13 protein-coding genes are annotated in these 16,849 nt (G+C 65.9%); 10 read left to right on the top strand and 3 right to left on the bottom strand.

The genetic code is table 11. The features are described from left to right. Position 1 precedes the first annotated feature (1 nt). The 4 genes from nuoL to J2751_RS01515 all read left to right on the top strand — a co-directional run bounded on the left by nuoL (position 2) and on the right by J2751_RS01515 (position 5,445). The gene (nuoL, locus tag J2751_RS01500) at positions 2–2,059 is read left to right on the top strand and encodes an NADH-quinone oxidoreductase subunit L (protein ID WP_209482703.1); all 2,058 of its coding nucleotides are present in this window, start codon (positions 2–4) and stop codon (positions 2,057–2,059) included. Continuing rightward, positions 2,056–3,588 carry a complex I subunit 4 family protein gene (locus J2751_RS01505; RefSeq protein WP_209482704.1) on the top strand — a complete coding sequence of 511 codons (1,533 nt, stop codon included), beginning with the start codon at positions 2,056–2,058 and terminating at the stop codon, positions 3,586–3,588. The genes nuoL and J2751_RS01505 overlap by 4 nt, the downstream gene beginning before the upstream one ends. Beyond that, complete coding sequence (locus J2751_RS01510; protein ID WP_209482705.1) at positions 3,581–5,092, top strand: NADH-quinone oxidoreductase subunit N; 1,512 nt, start codon at positions 3,581–3,583, stop codon at positions 5,090–5,092. The genes J2751_RS01505 and J2751_RS01510 overlap by 8 nt, the downstream gene beginning before the upstream one ends. A gap of 83 nt (positions 5,093–5,175) precedes the next feature. Beyond that, on the top strand, positions 5,176–5,445 hold the full coding sequence (locus J2751_RS01515) for a hypothetical protein (protein WP_209482706.1): 270 nt from the start codon (positions 5,176–5,178) through the stop codon (positions 5,443–5,445). 26 nt (positions 5,446–5,471) lie between these two features. Here J2751_RS01515 and J2751_RS01520 read toward each other — a convergent pair whose 3' ends face one another. The 3 genes from J2751_RS01520 to J2751_RS01530 all read right to left on the bottom strand — a co-directional run bounded on the left by J2751_RS01520 (position 5,472) and on the right by J2751_RS01530 (position 7,942). Continuing rightward, entirely contained in the window at positions 5,472–5,702 is a 231-nt protein-coding gene (locus J2751_RS01520; RefSeq protein ID WP_209482707.1) for an H/ACA ribonucleoprotein complex subunit GAR1, read from the bottom strand. Between the two features lie 2 nt (positions 5,703–5,704). Then, positions 5,705–5,983, bottom strand: coding sequence for a signal recognition particle subunit SRP19 (gene srp19 / locus J2751_RS01525; RefSeq protein ID WP_209482708.1), 279 nt, complete (start codon positions 5,981–5,983; stop codon positions 5,705–5,707). A 69-nt stretch (positions 5,984–6,052) separates the two neighbouring features. Then, positions 6,053–7,942 carry a PAS domain S-box protein gene (locus J2751_RS01530; RefSeq protein ID WP_209482877.1) on the bottom strand — a complete coding sequence of 630 codons (1,890 nt, stop codon included), beginning with the start codon at positions 7,940–7,942 and terminating at the stop codon, positions 6,053–6,055. Positions 7,943–8,258: 316 nt separating this feature from the next. On the opposite strand from J2751_RS01530, the gene alaS reads away from it, so the two are divergent. The 6 genes from alaS (at position 8,259) to citZ (ending at position 16,532) form a co-directional block, all read left to right on the top strand. After that, positions 8,259–11,036, top strand: coding sequence for an alanine--tRNA ligase (alaS, locus tag J2751_RS01535; protein WP_209482709.1), 2,778 nt, complete (start codon positions 8,259–8,261; stop codon positions 11,034–11,036). A gap of 10 nt (positions 11,037–11,046) precedes the next feature. Further along, a complete protein-coding gene (locus tag J2751_RS01540) occupies positions 11,047–11,847 on the top strand; it encodes an alpha/beta fold hydrolase (RefSeq protein ID WP_209482710.1) in 801 nt (266 codons plus the stop codon). Between the two features lie 111 nt (positions 11,848–11,958). Then, on the top strand, positions 11,959–12,675 hold the full coding sequence (locus J2751_RS01545; protein ID WP_209482711.1) for a type 1 glutamine amidotransferase: 717 nt from the start codon (positions 11,959–11,961) through the stop codon (positions 12,673–12,675). A gap of 72 nt (positions 12,676–12,747) precedes the next feature. Further along, positions 12,748–13,272, top strand: coding sequence for a DUF2062 domain-containing protein (locus J2751_RS01550; RefSeq protein WP_245202541.1), 525 nt, complete (start codon positions 12,748–12,750; stop codon positions 13,270–13,272). A gap of 100 nt (positions 13,273–13,372) precedes the next feature. After that, the gene (locus tag J2751_RS01555; RefSeq protein WP_209482712.1) at positions 13,373–15,265 is read left to right on the top strand and encodes a PINc/VapC family ATPase; all 1,893 of its coding nucleotides are present in this window, start codon (positions 13,373–13,375) and stop codon (positions 15,263–15,265) included. A 124-nt stretch (positions 15,266–15,389) separates the two neighbouring features. Further along, on the top strand, positions 15,390–16,532 hold the full coding sequence (citZ, locus tag J2751_RS01560; protein WP_209482713.1) for a citrate synthase: 1,143 nt from the start codon (positions 15,390–15,392) through the stop codon (positions 16,530–16,532). Positions 16,533–16,849 lie beyond the last annotated feature (317 nt).

Raw genomic sequence — 16,849 nt, forward strand, 5'->3', positions numbered from 1 at the left:
GATGGTGGACGCGTTCGCGTACGTCCCGGCCATCGTCCTGCTGCCGTTCTTCTCGTTCGTGGTCGCGCTCGCCGCGGGCCGATACCTCCCGAAGGGCGGTGCCTTCGGCGGGATCGCGGCGACTGCTGGATCGTCCCTGCTGTCGCTGTGGGTGCTCGCGACGGTCGCCGGCGGCGAGGCATACAACGAGACCATCTACACGTGGGCAAGCGCCGGCGGTATCGGGCCGACCGACATCGAACTCACGTTCGGACTCCTGATCGACCCGCTGTCGGCGCTCATGCTCGTCATCGTGACGTTGGTCGCGCTGTTGGTCCACGTGTTCTCGCTCGGCTATATGAACGACGAGGGCGAGACCGGACTCCCGCGCTACTACGCCGGTCTCGGTCTCTTCACCGCCTCCATGCTCGGGTTCGTCGTCGCCGACAACCTGCTCATGGCGTTCATGTTCTTCGAGCTCGTGGGACTCTGTTCGTACCTCCTGATCGGGTTCCACTTCCGGGAGGAGGGGCCGCCGTCGGCGGCGAAGAAGGCCTTCTTAGTCACGCGGTTCGGTGACTACTTCTTCCTCGTCGGCGTCGTCGCGGTGCTCGCGACGTTCGGCACGGCCCAGTTCGCCGGGGACGGGTCGTTCCCCGCCCTCGCGGACCAAGCGTTGAGCGGTGCCGGTGATGTCGCGTGGGTGCCGGGCGGACTCGAACTCGGCACGTGGTTCACGATCATCGGACTGCTGGTGCTCGGCGGCGTCGTCGGGAAGTCCGCACAGTTCCCGCTCCATACGTGGCTGCCCGACGCGATGGAAGGTCCGACCCCTGTCTCCGCGCTCATTCACGCGGCGACGATGGTCGCAGCCGGCGTCTACCTCGTTGCGCGGATGTTCGGCTTCTACGCGCTGACGCCGACGACGCTCGCAGTCATCGCCTTCGTCGGCGGCTTCACCGCCCTGTTCGCAGCGACGATGGGCGTCGTCAAGGACGAACTGAAGCAGGTGCTCGCGTACTCAACCATCTCGCAGTACGGCTACATGATGCTCGCGCTCGGCGCGGGATCGTACGTCGCCGCGACCTTCCACTTGATGACGCACGCCTTCTTCAAGGCGCTGCTGTTCCTCGGTGCGGGTGCGGTGATCATCGCCATGCACCACAACGAGAACATGTGGGACATGGGCGGACTAAAAGAGCGGATGCCCGTTACTTACTGGACGTTCCTCGCGGGGTCGCTCGCGCTTGCGGGCATCTTCCCGTTCGCGGGCTTCTGGTCGAAAGACGAGATCCTCTATGAGGCGTTCGTCCACGGCCTCAACGACCCGCTGCTGCTCGGCGGCTGGGTTATGGGGCTGCTCGCGGTGCCGGTCACTGCGTTCTACACGTTCCGGATGGTGTTCCTGACGTTCCACGGCGAGCCGCGCAGCGAGTTGGCCCGTGACCCCGAACCCGTTCGCTGGAACGTGAAGGGGCCGTTAACGGTGCTCGGCTCGCTGGCGGTCGTCGCCGGGCTCGTCAACATGGTTCCGGTTCAGAAGCTGCTCGGGATCGACGGGATCGACTTTCTCACCCAGTGGCTGAACAACGACTTCGGCGGCATCGACGGCGTGAGCTACTCCGCGTACAACGACCTGCTCGCGACGTACGGCGGGTACGCGCCGGCGGAGCTTCTCGGACTGAGCGAGGAGTTGACGTTGCTCGTCGCGGCCGGACTCTCGCTCGGACTCGCCGTCGTCGGCGTACTCGTCGCGTGGCGGCTCTACAACGTCGCGTCACCGACGGAACACACGGCAAAGCTCGGCGGTATCAAGGACGTGCTGTACAACAACTACTACCTCGACGAACTGCAGGTATGGACCGCGTATCGGACGGAAGATGCCGCAGGCGGCGCGGACACCTTCGACCAAGGGATCATCGACGGCGTCGTCAACGGAACCTCCTCGGTCGCGCTCGCGGCGGGGAGCCGGGTTCGACGGATCCAGACGGGGCTCGTCACCCACTACGCCGCGATGTTGACGCTCGGACTGCTCGCGTTGCTTGTCGCGCTCGGCGTTAGCGGGGGGTGGTTCCTGTGATACTCGAAGCGTTCATCGCGTTCACGTTCGTCGCCGCGCTGGTCGTCATGGTCGCGCCCGACGAGTGGGCCGGTAAACTCGCCTTCGGGCTGAGTCTGGCTCCGTTCCTCGGGAGTCTCTACCTGTGGTCGCAGTTCGACGCGGTCGGGAACGCCCTGACTGGCGGCACCATCGCCTTCGAGAGCCGGATCGAGTGGTTGGAGGTCGGCGGTCGGTCGATCTCGTGGTTCGTCGGACTGGATGGCATCAGCCTGCCGCTCGTCGTCCTTACGACGTTCCTCGTGCCGCTGGCGATAGTCAGCGCGTGGACGCCGATTGACACGCGACAGAGCCAGTTCTACGGGCTCCTGCTGTTCATGGAGGCGAACCTGCTCGGCGTGTTCGCCGCGCTCGACTTCTTCCTCTGGTTCATCTTCTGGGAGGCCGTGCTCGTGCCGATGTACTTCCTCATCGGCGTCTGGGGTGGTCCGCGCCGGAAGTACGCCGCCATCAAGTTCTTCGTCTACACGAATGCGGCGTCGCTGCTGATGTTCATCGGCTTCATGTCGCTGACGTTCGCGCTCGGCGACTCGGTTAGCTCGTTCGGACTTCCGGAGATCACGCAGGCCATCGCGGCCGGCGGGCTCGGAACGTGGTTCGGCTTCGAGGCCGGAACGATCGCAATGGCCGCGTTCCTCGCGATGTTCCTCGGATTCGCGGTGAAGGTCCCGATCGTCCCCGTCCACACGTGGCTACCGGACGCTCACGTCGAGGCACCGACGCCGGTGTCGGTGTTGCTGGCGGGCGTCCTCCTGAAGATGGGGACGTACGCACTGCTCCGATTCAACTTCACGATGTTACCGGATCAGGCGTCCGCGCTCGCGATACCGATTGCGGCTATCGCCGTCATCAGTGTTATTTACGGCGCGATGTTGGCGCTGGCACAGAAGGATCTCAAACGCATCGTCGCGTACTCCTCCGTCTCGTCGATGGGATACGTCATCCTCGGCCTCGTCGTGTTCACCGAGTACGGCGTCGGCGGCGCGACGTTCCAGATGGTCGCACACGGGCTCATCTCGGGGCTGATGTTCATGGCGGTCGGCGTGATGTACAACGCGACGCACACCCGGATGGTCGGCGACATGTCCGGGATGGCCGATCGGATGCCGGTCACCGTCGGCATCCTCGTCGCCGGAGCGTTCGGCTACATGGGGCTCCCGCTGATGGCCGGATTCGCCGGTGAGTTCTTCATCTTCGTCGGCGCGTTCGGCGCGCCGTCGCTACCGTACGCGCCAATCTTCACGGCGCTCGCGATGTTCGGCATCGTCGTCGTCGCCGGCTACCTGCTCGCGGCGATGCAGAAGACGCTGTTCGGGCCGTTCCGGCTCGAAACCGACTACGAGGTCGGTCGTGCGCCCCTCCACGACGTCGCCCCGCTCGCAGTGCTGCTCGCGGCGATCATCGTGCTCGGCGTCGCGCCCGACATCTTCTTCGAGATGATCCGTGATGCTGCCGGTCCCGTCGTCGAGGGGGTGAGCGTCGATGTCTGAACACGTCCCGCTCTGGACAGCACTGCTGCCGGTGTTGATCCTCGGTGTGACCGGGCTCGCCCTGCTGTTGGTTGATACGATTCGGCCGAACGCTCGCTCGAACACGACGCTATCGGTCGTGAGTGCGCTCGGCGCGCTCGCATCGCTCGCGGTCACTGTGTGGTTCGTCGCCGAGGGAACGGGTGATGTGAGCACGGGCGGCGCGATCTACCTGTTCGCTGACGCGATCAAGGTCGACACATTGGCGTTGTTCTTCACCGCCATCTTCGCGTCCGTGACGGCGCTCGTCGTCGTCGCCGCCCACGACTACTTCGACGACCACGACAGTCCGGCGGCGTTCTATTCGCTCACCGTCTTCGCGGCGACCGGCATGGCGTTGCTTGCGGTCGCGAACTCGCTTGCGGTCGTGTTCGTCGCTCTGGAGATGGTGTCGCTGCCGTCGTACGCGTTGGTGGCGTACCTGAAAAAGAACCGCGGCAGCGTCGAGGCCGGGTTGAAGTACTTCCTCATCGGCGCGCTGTCGTCGGCCATCTTCGTGTTCGGCATCTCGCTGGTGTACGCCGCGACCGGGTCGCTGATCTTCTCGGACGTGGCCGCGGAGATAGAGTCCCTTGAGGGACTTGCCGGCGTCGCAGGTATCGGGATCGCGATGATCATCGGCGGCGTCGCGTTCAAGACCGCCTCCGTTCCGTTCCACTTCTGGGCACCGGAGGCGTACGAGGGCGCGCCCGCTCCCGTGAGCGCGTTCCTCTCGTCGGCCTCGAAGGCCGCCGGGTTCGTCGTCGCGTTCCGCGTGTTCACCGAGGCGTTCCCCATCGGCGCGTCGCTGGTGGCGGACGTCAACTGGGTGCTCGCCTTCGGCGTGCTCGCCGCGGTGACGATGACGGTCGGGAACTTCGCGGCCGCCGTTCAGGAGAACGTCAAACGGATGCTCGCGTACTCCTCGATTGGTCACGCAGGCTACGCGCTGATCGGTCTCGGCGCACTCTCCGGGAGCGCGGCCGGCGATAGCGCCGTGATGGGTGCGGCAATGGCTCATCTGTTAGTGTACGGGTTCATGAACACCGGCGCGTTCCTGTTCGTCGCGATGGCCGAGCGCTGGGGCGTCGGCCGGACGTTCGAGGACTACGCCGGCCTCGCGCGGCGCGCGCCGATCGCGTGTACCGCGATGGCCGTGTTCATGTTCTCGTTGGCCGGGCTTCCGCCGTTTGCCGGGTTCTTCTCGAAGTACGTCCTGTTCATGGGCGCGATCGACAACGGCTTCGTCTGGCTGGCGGCGGTCGGCGCGATCAACAGCGTGATCTCGTTGTACTACTACAGTCGCGTGGTGAAGGCGATGTTCCTCGACGACCCCGAGTCGTCGAGTACGCTCGATACGGTCGACAGCCGGCCGACGGCACTGTACGCCGCAGTCGTCTTCGCCGCCGTCGCGACGCTCCTGCTGTTGCCCGGATTCGGCCCCGTCATCGAGACGGCCGAGGCCGCGGCCTCCGCGCTGTTCTGAGCGCGGTCCGTCACTGGCTCTTCGGATCCGCGTTCTTTCACCGACATCCGCAGGTATTATTCTCGCCGTCCCGTACCGGGAACATGAGCAGTCGGCAGTATCGCTGTCTGAACTGCCTCGAACACACGGTCACCCGCAGCTTCGACGCGTCTCATCTCTCGGTGACGTGTCCGACCTGTGGTTCCTTCGAGCGGTTCGTCAACGAGGACGTGTACCAGCAGTACGAGACGTTCGAGGAGTCTCCGCCGACGGAGATCGACTGGGACCGGTTGGACCGGATGGAGAAGTTTCTGGTCTGTGAGCGACTCGTCAGGTCCACGAAAACGCTCGCCGATTTCGAGATAGTGGAGTGAACGAGGCGTATGGAGCGACGCGTGTCTCAGCGAGCGTACAGCGGGCCGCCGACGAGCGAGGCGAGCGAAACGGCGTTCGCGGGCGTGACCGCGACGTAGGGGTGGTTGACGGGCCCGAACACGTCGACGACGCGGCCGACGTTCGAGAGCGACTCGTTCACGACTCCCGCGCCGATCTCGGGAGGAGCTTTCCCGGCCTCCCCGCGAGCGATCGCGAGTCCGCCGGCAGTACGGACGACGGTTCCGACGCGGCGCATCGTCACTCCCGTAAGATCCCGATGTAGGCTGCGGCTGCCTGTACGAGATCGTTTTTCGAGGTGTCCTCGGTTCCTTGAACGACTACCGCTCCACGCGGTTCATACTCCCGCGAGTACGTCTTTTCGCGTTCGATCACCGCGTCGTAGCCGACCTGCTGGACCGCCTTGGCGATCTCGTCGACGGTTGGCTCCTCGACCGCGAGGTCCATCGGAACGCGACGACCCTCCGACCGCGAGCGGTCGGCGTCGAAGTACGCGGGATACACGACGTTCTCGACCATACGGGAACGGCGAGCGGACGGGGTAAGGTCGTTTCGACTCCGGTCGACGGATCTCGATCGTGTCGTCGCCTACCCGGTTCCGAACTCGAACCGCGCGCCCCCGTCCTCTCCGGTCGTCGCCCGGATCGTCCATCCGTGCGCTTCGGCGATCCGTTCGACGATCGCGAGTCCGAGCCCCGTTCCGTCCTCGTCGGTGGTGAACCCGGTCTCGAATATCCGGTCCGCGTCCTCGGGAAGTCCGTGACCGTCGTCCTCGACGTAGAATCCCTCAGTGTCGCCGTCGCGGAGCGTCGTGCCGCCGACTCGAACGGTGAGCACCGCGTCCGACTCCGCGGCAGTGGTATGGTTCGAACCCTCCGCGGAGTGTTCGTCATCACGAGAGACAGTGTCGCTGTCTCTCGAACGACCGTGTTCCACACTGTCGCCGGGCTCCGCCCGGCTGCTAGTCGAGCCGTGCTCGACACTGTCGTCGGACTTCGTCCGACTGCTTGTGGAATGGTTCGAAAACTCCGCGGAGTTTTCGTCATCACGAGAGACGGCGTCGCCGTCTCTCGAACGACCGTGTTCCACGCTGTTCCGAAACAGGTTCTCGAGCAGTTCCCTGGCCCGAGTCGGGTTCGCGTCGAGTTCCACGTCGTCCTCGACGAGGAGTCTCGCGTCGGATGTGTCGACGCTCGCCCACGCCTCCCGTGCGAGCGAGTCGAGAGACACGGACTCGATGTCGCCGACGACCTCGCCCTCTCGGGCGAGCGAGAGGAGATCCTCGACGAGCCGGTCCATTCGCGTCAACGCCTCGTCGACCCGTTCGAGGTGGTCGAGATCACTGGTCTCACGGGCCAGATCGACGTATCCCTCGGCGACAGATAAGGGGTTTCGGAGGTCGTGTGATACGATCGAGGAGAACTGTTCGAGCCGCTCGTTCTGTCGGCGGAGCGTGGCCTCGCGCTCACGACGTGCCGTAACGTCGGTGTATATCGCGTAGCCGGAGACGTTCTCCGCGTCGAGGTGGATGGGAATGACGTGGAGGATGAAATGGCGCTCGCCGTCGGCAGTTTCGCGAGTGACTTCCCGCCGAACGTTCTCGCCGCGTCGGAGCTTGGCGTTGAGCTCCTCGGCCTCGGAACGGGACTCGACCTCGTCGGGAACCATGTACTCGTCGATCGATTCGCCGACGATCGATTCGGGGTCGTATCCGAACGTCTCCTCGAACGCGGAGTTGACGCGCCGGAAGCGCGGTTCTCCATCGATGTCGTCGTACGCGACCGCAGGGTCGGGGACGTTCTCGAACAGCGCGAGGAGTCGGTCGCGTTCGGCGCGGAGCTCGTCGTCTGTGCGGATCCGGTCGAGCGTCTCCTCGAGGTGTGATGCGAGCAGTTCCACGAGCCGACCGTCCTCGTCGGCGAACCCGCCCGGGTCGTCGGTGGAGATCTGTAGCACCGTGTCGTCGTCGACCGGTACGGTGATGTGGTGTCCGTTCGACTCGTCTCCCCGTCGCGGGGTGACGATCGGTTCGCCCCGTTCGATGACGGTTCCGGCGGATCCACGGCCCGCTCTGACCCGCTGGCACTCGTCGAGAGCCACGTCCGCGGAGACGGCGACCGGCTCGATCCATCCGTCCTCCGACACGCCGATGACGACGTCGTACTCCGGGAACACCTCGTCGGCGACGGCGACGGTGGTTCGATAGGCCGTGTCGACGTCCCGGACGGTCGCGAGACGGGTCGCGCCGGAGCCCAACCGCTCGATGCGTGACGGCGCTGACGACGGCGACGTCCGAACCGGATCGGCGTCGGTCCGGGTCGACAGCCACTCGACCTGCGTCTCGACCCCGTCCGGGTCCGTTGCGATGGAGTCGACGAGCGGGTGAGCCGCGACCGGCTGCGTCGGATCGTCAACGAGCGCGACCACCGGGAGCGTCGGGTTGGTTTCCCGAACTCGGTCCAAAGCTGCCGGCTCCATAACGACGAACGCGTCGGCCTCGGAGGGGTCGATCGGCTCGGCCCGTTCGGTTCGGAACCCGTCCGGAAACGGCTCTTCCGGGGACGAGACGCCGGCTGCCACTGACGACCACGCGACCGCCGATCCGTCCGGGTCGACGGCGACGACGGTTCGCTCGTCCGGAGACGCGTGATCCACGATACCAACGGATACCCCGGTTTTGAATATAAACGTTCCCACCGACTTCGCCGAGCCCGTTCGGGGGTCGACACGGACGCTCCCGGCGGGTGGGCACACCCCGGAACCCTTTTGGAGCAACACGGGTCAGAACATGGTAATGAGCGATCTCGAAGCGGAGTACCGTCTCGATTATTTCGAGGAGGAAGGGTTCGTCCGCACGGAGTGTGACTCCTGTGGAGCACACTTCTGGAGCCGCGATCACGACCGCGATCTGTGCGGCGAGCCGCCGTGTGCGGACTATAGCTTCATCGACGATCCGGGCTTTCCGGAGGAGCACACCCTCTCGGAGATGCGAGAGGCGTTCCTCTCCTTCTTCGAGGCGAACGACCACGAACGGATCGAGCCGTATCCGGTCGCGGCGAACCGCTGGCGCGACGACGTGCTGTTAACGCAGGCGTCGATCTACGACTTCCAGCCGCTCGTCACGAGCGGGAAGACGCCGCCGCCGGCGAATCCTCTCACCATCTCTCAGCCCTGTATCCGGATGCAGGACATCGACAACGTCGGCAAGACCGGTCGGCACACGATGGCGTTCGAGATGATGGCCCACCACGCGTTCAACACGCGCGAGGACGCCGAGGAGGAGTACGCCTACGAGGGGGAGGTGTACTGGAAAGACGAGACGGTACAGTACTGTGACGAGCTGTTCGAGAGCCTCGGTGCCGATCTGGAGGAGATAACTTATATTGAGGACCCGTGGGTCGGCGGCGGCAACGCGGGTCCCGCCATCGAGGTCATTTATAAAGGAGCCGAGCTGGCGACGCTCGTCTTCATGTGTATGGAACGGGATCCAGACGGGGAGTACGAGATGAAGGACGGCAACACGTACTCGTTCATGGACACGTACATCGTCGACACCGGCTACGGGCTGGAGCGATGGACGTGGATGAGCCAGGGGACGGCGACGGTGTACGAGGCCATCTATCCCGACGCCATCGACTTCCTAAAGGAGAACGCCGGCATCGAGCACACGGAGGAGGAGCGCGAGCTCATCCATCGCGCCGCGAAGCTCTCCGGGCGACTCGACATCGACGACGTCGACGACGTGGAGGCGGCCCGCGGCGACATCGCCGAGAAGCTCGGCGTCGACGTCGAGGCGCTCCGGGAACTCGTTGAGCCGCTGGAGTCGATCTACGCGATCGCAGACCACTCGCGCACGCTGGCGTACATGTTCGGCGACGGGATCGTCCCTTCGAACGTGGGGACCGGCTACCTCGCGCGGATGGTGCTTCGCCGGACGAAACGGCTCGTGGACGAGGTCGGGGTCGACGCGCCGCTCGACGAGCTCGTCGACATGCAGGCCGACCGACTCGGCTACGAGAACCGCGACACGATCCGCGAGATCGTCCGCACCGAGGAGCGGAAGTACCGGGAGACGCTCGAACGTGGCTCCCGAAAGGTCGAGGCGCTCGCCGACGAGTACGCAGGTACCGGCGAACCGATCCCGACGACCGAACTGTTGGAGCTGTACGACTCCCACGGGATCCAGCCGGACATGGTCGCCGACATCGCCGTGGAGCGTGGCGCGAGCGTCGACGTGCCGGACGACTTCTACGCGCTGGTCGCCGACCGCCACGAGGAGGCCGATGCCGACGCCGAGAGCGACGACCGCGACGACCGCCTCGGCGACCTCCCGGAGACGGAGAAGCTGTTCTACGACGAGCAGGGACGAACCGAGTTCGAGGCGGTCGTCCTCGACGTGTTCGACCGCGAGGACGGCTACGACGTCGTGTTGGACCAGACGATGTTCTACCCCGAGGGCGGCGGACAGCCGGCCGACCGGGGACAGCTCACCGTCGGCGAAACGACGGTCGACGTCTCGGACGTACAGGAGGTCGACGGCGTCGTCCTCCATCACGCGGACGCGGACCCCGGAAAGGGGGAGTTCGTCCGCGGACAGGTCGACGGGGAGCGGCGGGAGCGGCTGCGGGCCCACCACACGGCGACGCACCTGATCGGACACGCGGCCCGCGAGGTGCTCGGCGATCACGTGCGACAGGCGGGCGCACAGAAGGGGCTCGACTCCTCGCGGCTCGATGTGCGTCACTTTGAGCGGATCTCTCGGGAAGAAGTCAAAGCGATCGAACGCGTTGCCAACGAGCTGGTCCGCGAGAACCTCTCGGTTCGTCAGGAGTGGCCACACCGCCACGAGGCCGAGGCGGAACACGGCTTCGACCTGTACCAAGGTGGGGTACCGCCGGGAACCAACGTCCGGCTGATCCACGTCGGCGACGCCGACATCCAGGCGTGTGCCGGCACCCACGTCGACCGAACTGGCGACATCGGCGCGGTGAAAGTGCTGAAAACGGAGCCGGTACAGGACGGTGTCGAGCGTATCGTCTTCGCCGCCGGTGAGGCCGCAGTCGAGGCGACACAGCGCACGGAGGACGCGTTGTACGACGCCGCGGACGCGCTCGACGTCGACCCGCTCGACGTCCCGGAGACCGCTGAGCGGTTCTTCGAGGAGTGGAAAGCACGCGGGAAGGAAGTCGAGTCACTGAAAGCCGAACTCGCGGAGGCGCGAGCCGCCGGCGGCACCGACGCCGAGACGGTCGACATCGACGGGTTTACCGCCGTGATACAGCGTGTCGACGGCGACGCCGACGAGCTTCGTGCGACGGCTAACGCCCACGTCGAAGACGGTTCGGTCGCAGTGGTCGGCAGCGGAGCGAACGGCTCTGCCAGCTTCGTCGTCGGGGTGCCGGAAGAAGTCGGGGTCAACGCCGGGCAGGTCGTTTCCGAGCTTGCCGGTCGCGTCGGCGGGGGCGGCGGCGGCCCGCCGGACTTCGCGCAGGGTGGCGGGCCGGACGTCGACGCGCTCGACGAGGCGCTCGACGACGCACCGGACGTGTTGCGGACGCTTCTGGAGGCGTGACTCGATAGCCGTGGCCCGCGCGACCAACGACGGCGTCTCGATTCGATACGAGATCGACGAGGGGCGCTCGGTCGACGATGAAGCGGTCGTGTTCTGTGGCGACGTCGGACTCGGCCCGTGGCAGTTCGGCTGGCAGCACGCGGCGCTTGCGGGTCCACACACGGTACTCACACCGGAGACGCGCGGGATCGGGGAGTCCGACGCGCCCCCGGGACCGTACACGGTCGAGGCGCTCGCGAGCGACCTCGACGCGGTCTGTGCGGCCGAGGGGATCCGGAACGCCCACCTCGTCGGCTACGGGCTGGGCGGCACGGTCGCGCTCGCGTACGGGATGGCCTCCTCACGGCCGGCGAGTCTGACGCTTCTCGGGACGCCACCCGCGGGCGACGCGTACAACCCCGACGGCGTCTGGGCCGACCCGAACGACCCGGACGCGGTGGAGGGGTCGCTGAACGGGCTGCTCTCGGTCGACTTCCGCGAGGCGCACCCGGACGCGCTATCACGGATCGCGGAGTGGCGCGTCGCGGAGGACGCCGGCCGCGAGGTGTACGAGGCACACCGCGCGGCGGTTGAGGGGTTCGATCTGGCCGACGCGCTCTTCGAGGTCACGACGCCGGCGCTCGTCGTCCACGGGACCGACGACACGGTCTGTCCGGTCACGGCCGGCGAGACGCTCGCTGAGGGGCTCCCGCGCGGCGAGTTCCACGCCGTCGAGGGTGCTCGACATCTCGTTGGTGTCGAAGCGTCGGCCGCGGTCAACGACCTCGTAACCGGGTGGCTCGCGGCACAGACGACGGATCCGTCGGCCTGACGGCGACTGGGGATCCCGGCCCACTCCGAGCGTCGACTGCCCTCGTCGCCGACACCGGAGGAACTCCGCATCGACGCAACCGCTTTGAGTCGCTCGCGCGTTCAATACCGTATGGCTCGCCTTCGGTTCGCCCTGTTGAACGCCGCCCACGACGGCGCGAACACGCGCCGAAACTTCCGCCGTGAGATCGACGCCGACCTCGCCGAGTTCGAGGCGGTCGAGGGACACCTCCCCGACCACACCGACTTCGACGGGGTCGTCGTTACCGGCTCGCGCTCCTCGGTCTACTGGGACGAAGCGTGGATCCCGCCGCTCGTCGAGTACATCGCCGAGGCGGCCGAGAACGGTGTCCCGGTGCTCGGCGTCTGTTACGGGCATCAGGTGCTCGCGGAGGCGCTCGGTGGCCGCGTCGCGGGCATGGACGGGTTCGAGATCGGCTACAACACGATCCGGCAGGTCCGTGATGACGAGCTGTTCACCGACGTCGAGGAGTCGTTCACGGCGTTCACCACGCACGGGGACACGGTCGTCGACCTCCCGCCGGGAGCGACGCTACTCGCGGAGAACGAACACGGAGTTCACGCCTTCCGGAAGGGCCACTCCTGGGGCGTCCAGTTCCACCCGGAGTACGACGTCGAAACCGCACGCGAGGTGACCGAGGGGAAACGAGAGCGGATCGGCGACGCCCGCGTCGACGAGGTCCTCGCGGAGATCACGCCGGAAGCGTACGAGGCCGCCTGTGAAGCGAAGTCGCTGTTCGACAACTTCGTCGCGTACACACAGGATCTGAAACACGAGCGAGAGGCGGCGACCGCCGCTGACGACTGAGTCAGAACTCGAATCGCTCGACCCCAGCCACTGCCGACAACTACTTTCGACGTGGCGCTGTAATGAGGATCGATGATAGTCGGCCGGATGGAGGGGTGGTTCACGCGGGTCAAAACGGAGATTCAACGCTCTTTTGCCGAGGAGTACACCCCAAAGGAGACGGCTGGGAGTTTTTCCGTTGGCGTGTTCATCACGATGTTGCCGACGCTCGGAACCGGGCTCCTGTTGTTCTTCGTTCTCGCGTGGCTGTTCGACCGTATCAACCGCGCGGCGCTGGTTGCGTCCGTCGTCGTCTTCAATCCCGTCGTGAAATGGGGCGTGTACGCGGCCAGTTTCACGCTCGGTGTACTCATCCTTGGGCCGGTGCCGGGCGTGTCGACCGCGGAGGTGTCGCTGTCGGCCGGCCCGGATGTCGTCGTCCGCCTGCTGGTCGGGAACCTGATTCTCGCAGTCGTCGCGGCCGTCCCCGGCTACTTCGTCTGCCTCCGGCTGGTGGAGGCGTACCGGACCCACGAGATCGATGTCGTCGACGCGGTTTCGGAGATCGTCGAACCCGACGAGGAGGAGTTGGCGAGCCCACCGGGAACGGACGACTGATCCGTCGGGGGGCGGACCGATTCGCCGGGGGGCAAACCGACCGATCCGGCGGTTCGCGGCGGTCGAACACTCTTATACCGTTCCCGCCCGGAACTGGGGTATGAACGTAGTACCGGACACTAGTGCGGTCATCGACGGCCGCGTGTCCGAACGTGTCGAGGACGGGTCCTACGAGGGCGCGACCGTGATCGTCCCGGAAGCCGTCGTCGGCGAGCTGGAGTCGCAGGCGAACGACGGGCTGGAGTCGGGGTGGGACGGCCTGAGCGAACTCCAGCGACTCGCCGAATTCGCCGACGAGGGCCGGATCGAGCTCCGGTACGTCGGCGACCGACCGACCGGAGATGCCCGGTCACACGCAGCCGAGGGCGATGTCGACGCGCTCATCCGCGAGGTCGCCGACGCGGAGGCCGCAACGCTGCTCTCCAGCGACATCGTTCAGGCGGAGGTCGCTCGCGCGAAGGGTATCGACGTCGAGTACGTCGAGCCGGTCGCCCGCGGCGTCGTCGACGAGCTTCCCATCGAGGAGTACTTCACGGACGACACGATGTCCGTTCACCTCAAAACGGGGACGAAGCCGAAGGCGAAACGCGGCGCGTTAGGCGAGATGCGCTACGAGGTCATCGAGGAGACGGAGACGACCGAGGAACGAATGACCGAGTTAGCGAACTCGATCGTCGATCTCGCACGGCAGTCTTCCGAGGGGTTCATCGAGCTCTCCGACGACGGAATGGACATCGTCCAGTACCGTAACTACCGGATCGCGGTCGCCCGCCCGCCGTTCGCCGACGGGGTCGAGATCACGGCGGTTCGGCCCATCGCGAAGACGACGCTCGACGACTACGAGTTCGCGGACGAGCTCCGCGAGCGCTTCCGCGAACGGAAACGCGGCGTACTCATCGCCGGGTCGCCCGGTGCCGGCAAGTCCACGTTCGCGCAGGCCGTCGCGGAGTTCCTCAACGACAGCGACTACGCGGTGAAGACGATGGAGCAGCCGCGCGACCTCCAGGTCGGCCCGGAGGTCACCCAGTACGGTGCACTGGGCGGCGAGATGGCGAACACCGCCGACTCCTTGCTCTTGGTCCGCCCCGACTACACGATCTACGACGAGGTCCGCAAGACGAAGGACTTCGAGGTGTTCTCGGACATGCGGATGGCCGGCGTCGGGATGGTCGGCGTCGTCCACGCCTCCCGCGCGATCGACGCGCTCCAGCGGCTTGTCGGCCGCGTCGAACTCGGGATGATCCCGCAGATCGTCGACACGGTCGTCTACATCGAGGCAGGCGAGGTCCACACCGTCTACGACGTGACGACGGAGGTGAAGGTGCCCGCGGGGCTCACGGCGGAAGACCTCGCTCGGCCCGTCATTCAGGTTCGGAACTTCGAGACTGGCACGCCCGAGTTCGAGATATACACGTTCAACCGGCAGGTCGTCACCGTCCCCCTGAACGACGAGGAGGGAGAAGAAAGCGAGACCGGAGTCGGCCGTATCGCCAAACAGGAGATCGAACGCGAGATCCGGTCGGTCGCGCACGGCCACGTCGACGTCGAACTGAAGGGGAACGACGAGGCGATCGTCTACGTCGGCGAGGGCGACATCGGTACGGTGATCGGCAAGGGTGGCGGTCGGATCGCCGACATCGAGAACCGGCTCGGCATCGAGATCGACGTTCGCACCCACGACGAGAAGCCGGGCGGACGCGGTGCGGGCAGTGCGGGCGAAAACGGTGCCGGCGGCGCGGGCGAGGCCGGCGGACAGGTCGGCGAGGAGCGCGGCTCCGTCGTCCAGCCGGAGATCACCTCCCGACACGTCGTTCTCGACGTCGAGGGTGGCGTCGGCGAGACGGTCGAGGTCCGGGCGAACGGCGAATACCTCTTCACCGCCACGGTCGGTCGCGGGGGTGAGGTCCAGGTGTCGCGCGGCTCCGCGATCGCCGAGGAGTTGGAGGACGCGATCGACCGGAAGCGGACGATCACCGTCGTTTCCGCACGCTGAGCGGGGAGATCGGCCAGCGCCGCTCACCGCGTTCCGTCGTTTCACACGAACGGGTTCGACGATCGTCGATAAAATTCCCTCCTGAAAGATAACGCTTTTTTGATGGTGGTCGGAAGTACGTGGCATGTCAGACGAGCTGAAACGCGGGTTGGAAGGCGTCCTCGTCACGGAGTCGGAGCTCAGTCACGTCGACGGGGAGGCTGGGAGGCTCGTGTACCGCGGGTACGACATCGAGGAGCTAGCACGCGGCGCGAGCTACGAGGAAGTGCTGTACCTCCTCTGGCACGGTTCGTTGCCGACACGTGACGAACTCGACTCCTTCTCGGCGTCGCTCGCCGCCGAGCGCGACGTGGACTCGGAGGTGCTCGAAACGGTTCGGACGTTGGCCGACGCCGACGAGCGGCCGATGGCCGCGCTTCGAACCGCGACGTCGATGCTCTCGGCGTACGACGACGACGAGGCGGTCGAGAGCCGCGGAGAGACCATCGAACAGGGAACGCGGATCACGGCGAAGGTCCCGACCGTGCTGGCCGCTTTCGAGCGCGCTCGACAGGGCGAAGCGCCCGTCGACCCGGATCCCGACCTCTCACACGCCGGGAACTTCCTCTATATGCTCACCGGGGTCGAGCCCGACACCGTGAGCGAGGAGACGTTCGACATGGCGCTGACGCTCCACGCCGACCACGGGCTCAACGCCTCCACGTTCACGGCGATGGTGATCGGCTCGACGATGGCCGACGTCTATTCCGGCGTCACCGGCGGGATCGGGGCGCTCTCCGGATCGCTTCACGGCGGCGCGAACCAGGACGTGATGGAGCTACTTTATGAGATCGACGAGTCCTCGAAGGACCCGGTCCAGTGGGTGAAGGACGCTCGCGATGCGGGCCGTCGCATTCCCGGGTTCGGCCACCGGGTCTACGAAGTGAAGGACCCCCGTGCGCGTATCCTCGAGGACAAGCTCCGTGATCTCTCCGATTCCTCGGGCGATCGCACGTGGCTCGACTACACCACCGCCATCGAGGCGCACCTCACCGAGGAGGGGCTTCTGGAGAAGGGGATCGCCCCGAACGTCGACTTCTACTCCGGATCCGTCTACGACAGCATGGGTATCCCGATGGATCTGTTCACTCCCATCTTCGCGATGAGCCGCGTCGGCGGCTGGGTCGCACACGTCGCCGAGTATCAAGAGGACAACCGCCTTATCCGTCCGCGCGCCCGGTACACTGGCCCCGAGTCCGCGGAGTTCGTTCCGATCGACGAGCGATAGGCGAGTCTCGGGATGGGCGTGACCGGCGGGATCGGTGCTTATATATAAATCTTCGTCGGCGAAACCGCCGTTCTCGACGGCCGAATTGGCCGTTTATACGTCCCGTCAGTGTAGCGTTCGACGGATGAGTGACTCCGAATCGACGGTGAACGCCTTCCGTGATCCCAGTCGATCACTTATAAGTCGTTGCTGGCGCGGTGACCTCCTTCAAGTCCCCAGTCGCTCGCTTATAAGTTGGTGACCGTGATCCGACGGCGAACTCCTTCAAAACCCCAGCCTGCTCCGGTCGAAGGGCTCGCTGCGCGCTGGAACGGGCT

This window comes from Halorubrum alkaliphilum (assembly GCF_017873815.1).
Classification (GTDB): Archaea; Halobacteriota; Halobacteria; order Halobacteriales; family Haloferacaceae; genus Halorubrum; species Halorubrum alkaliphilum.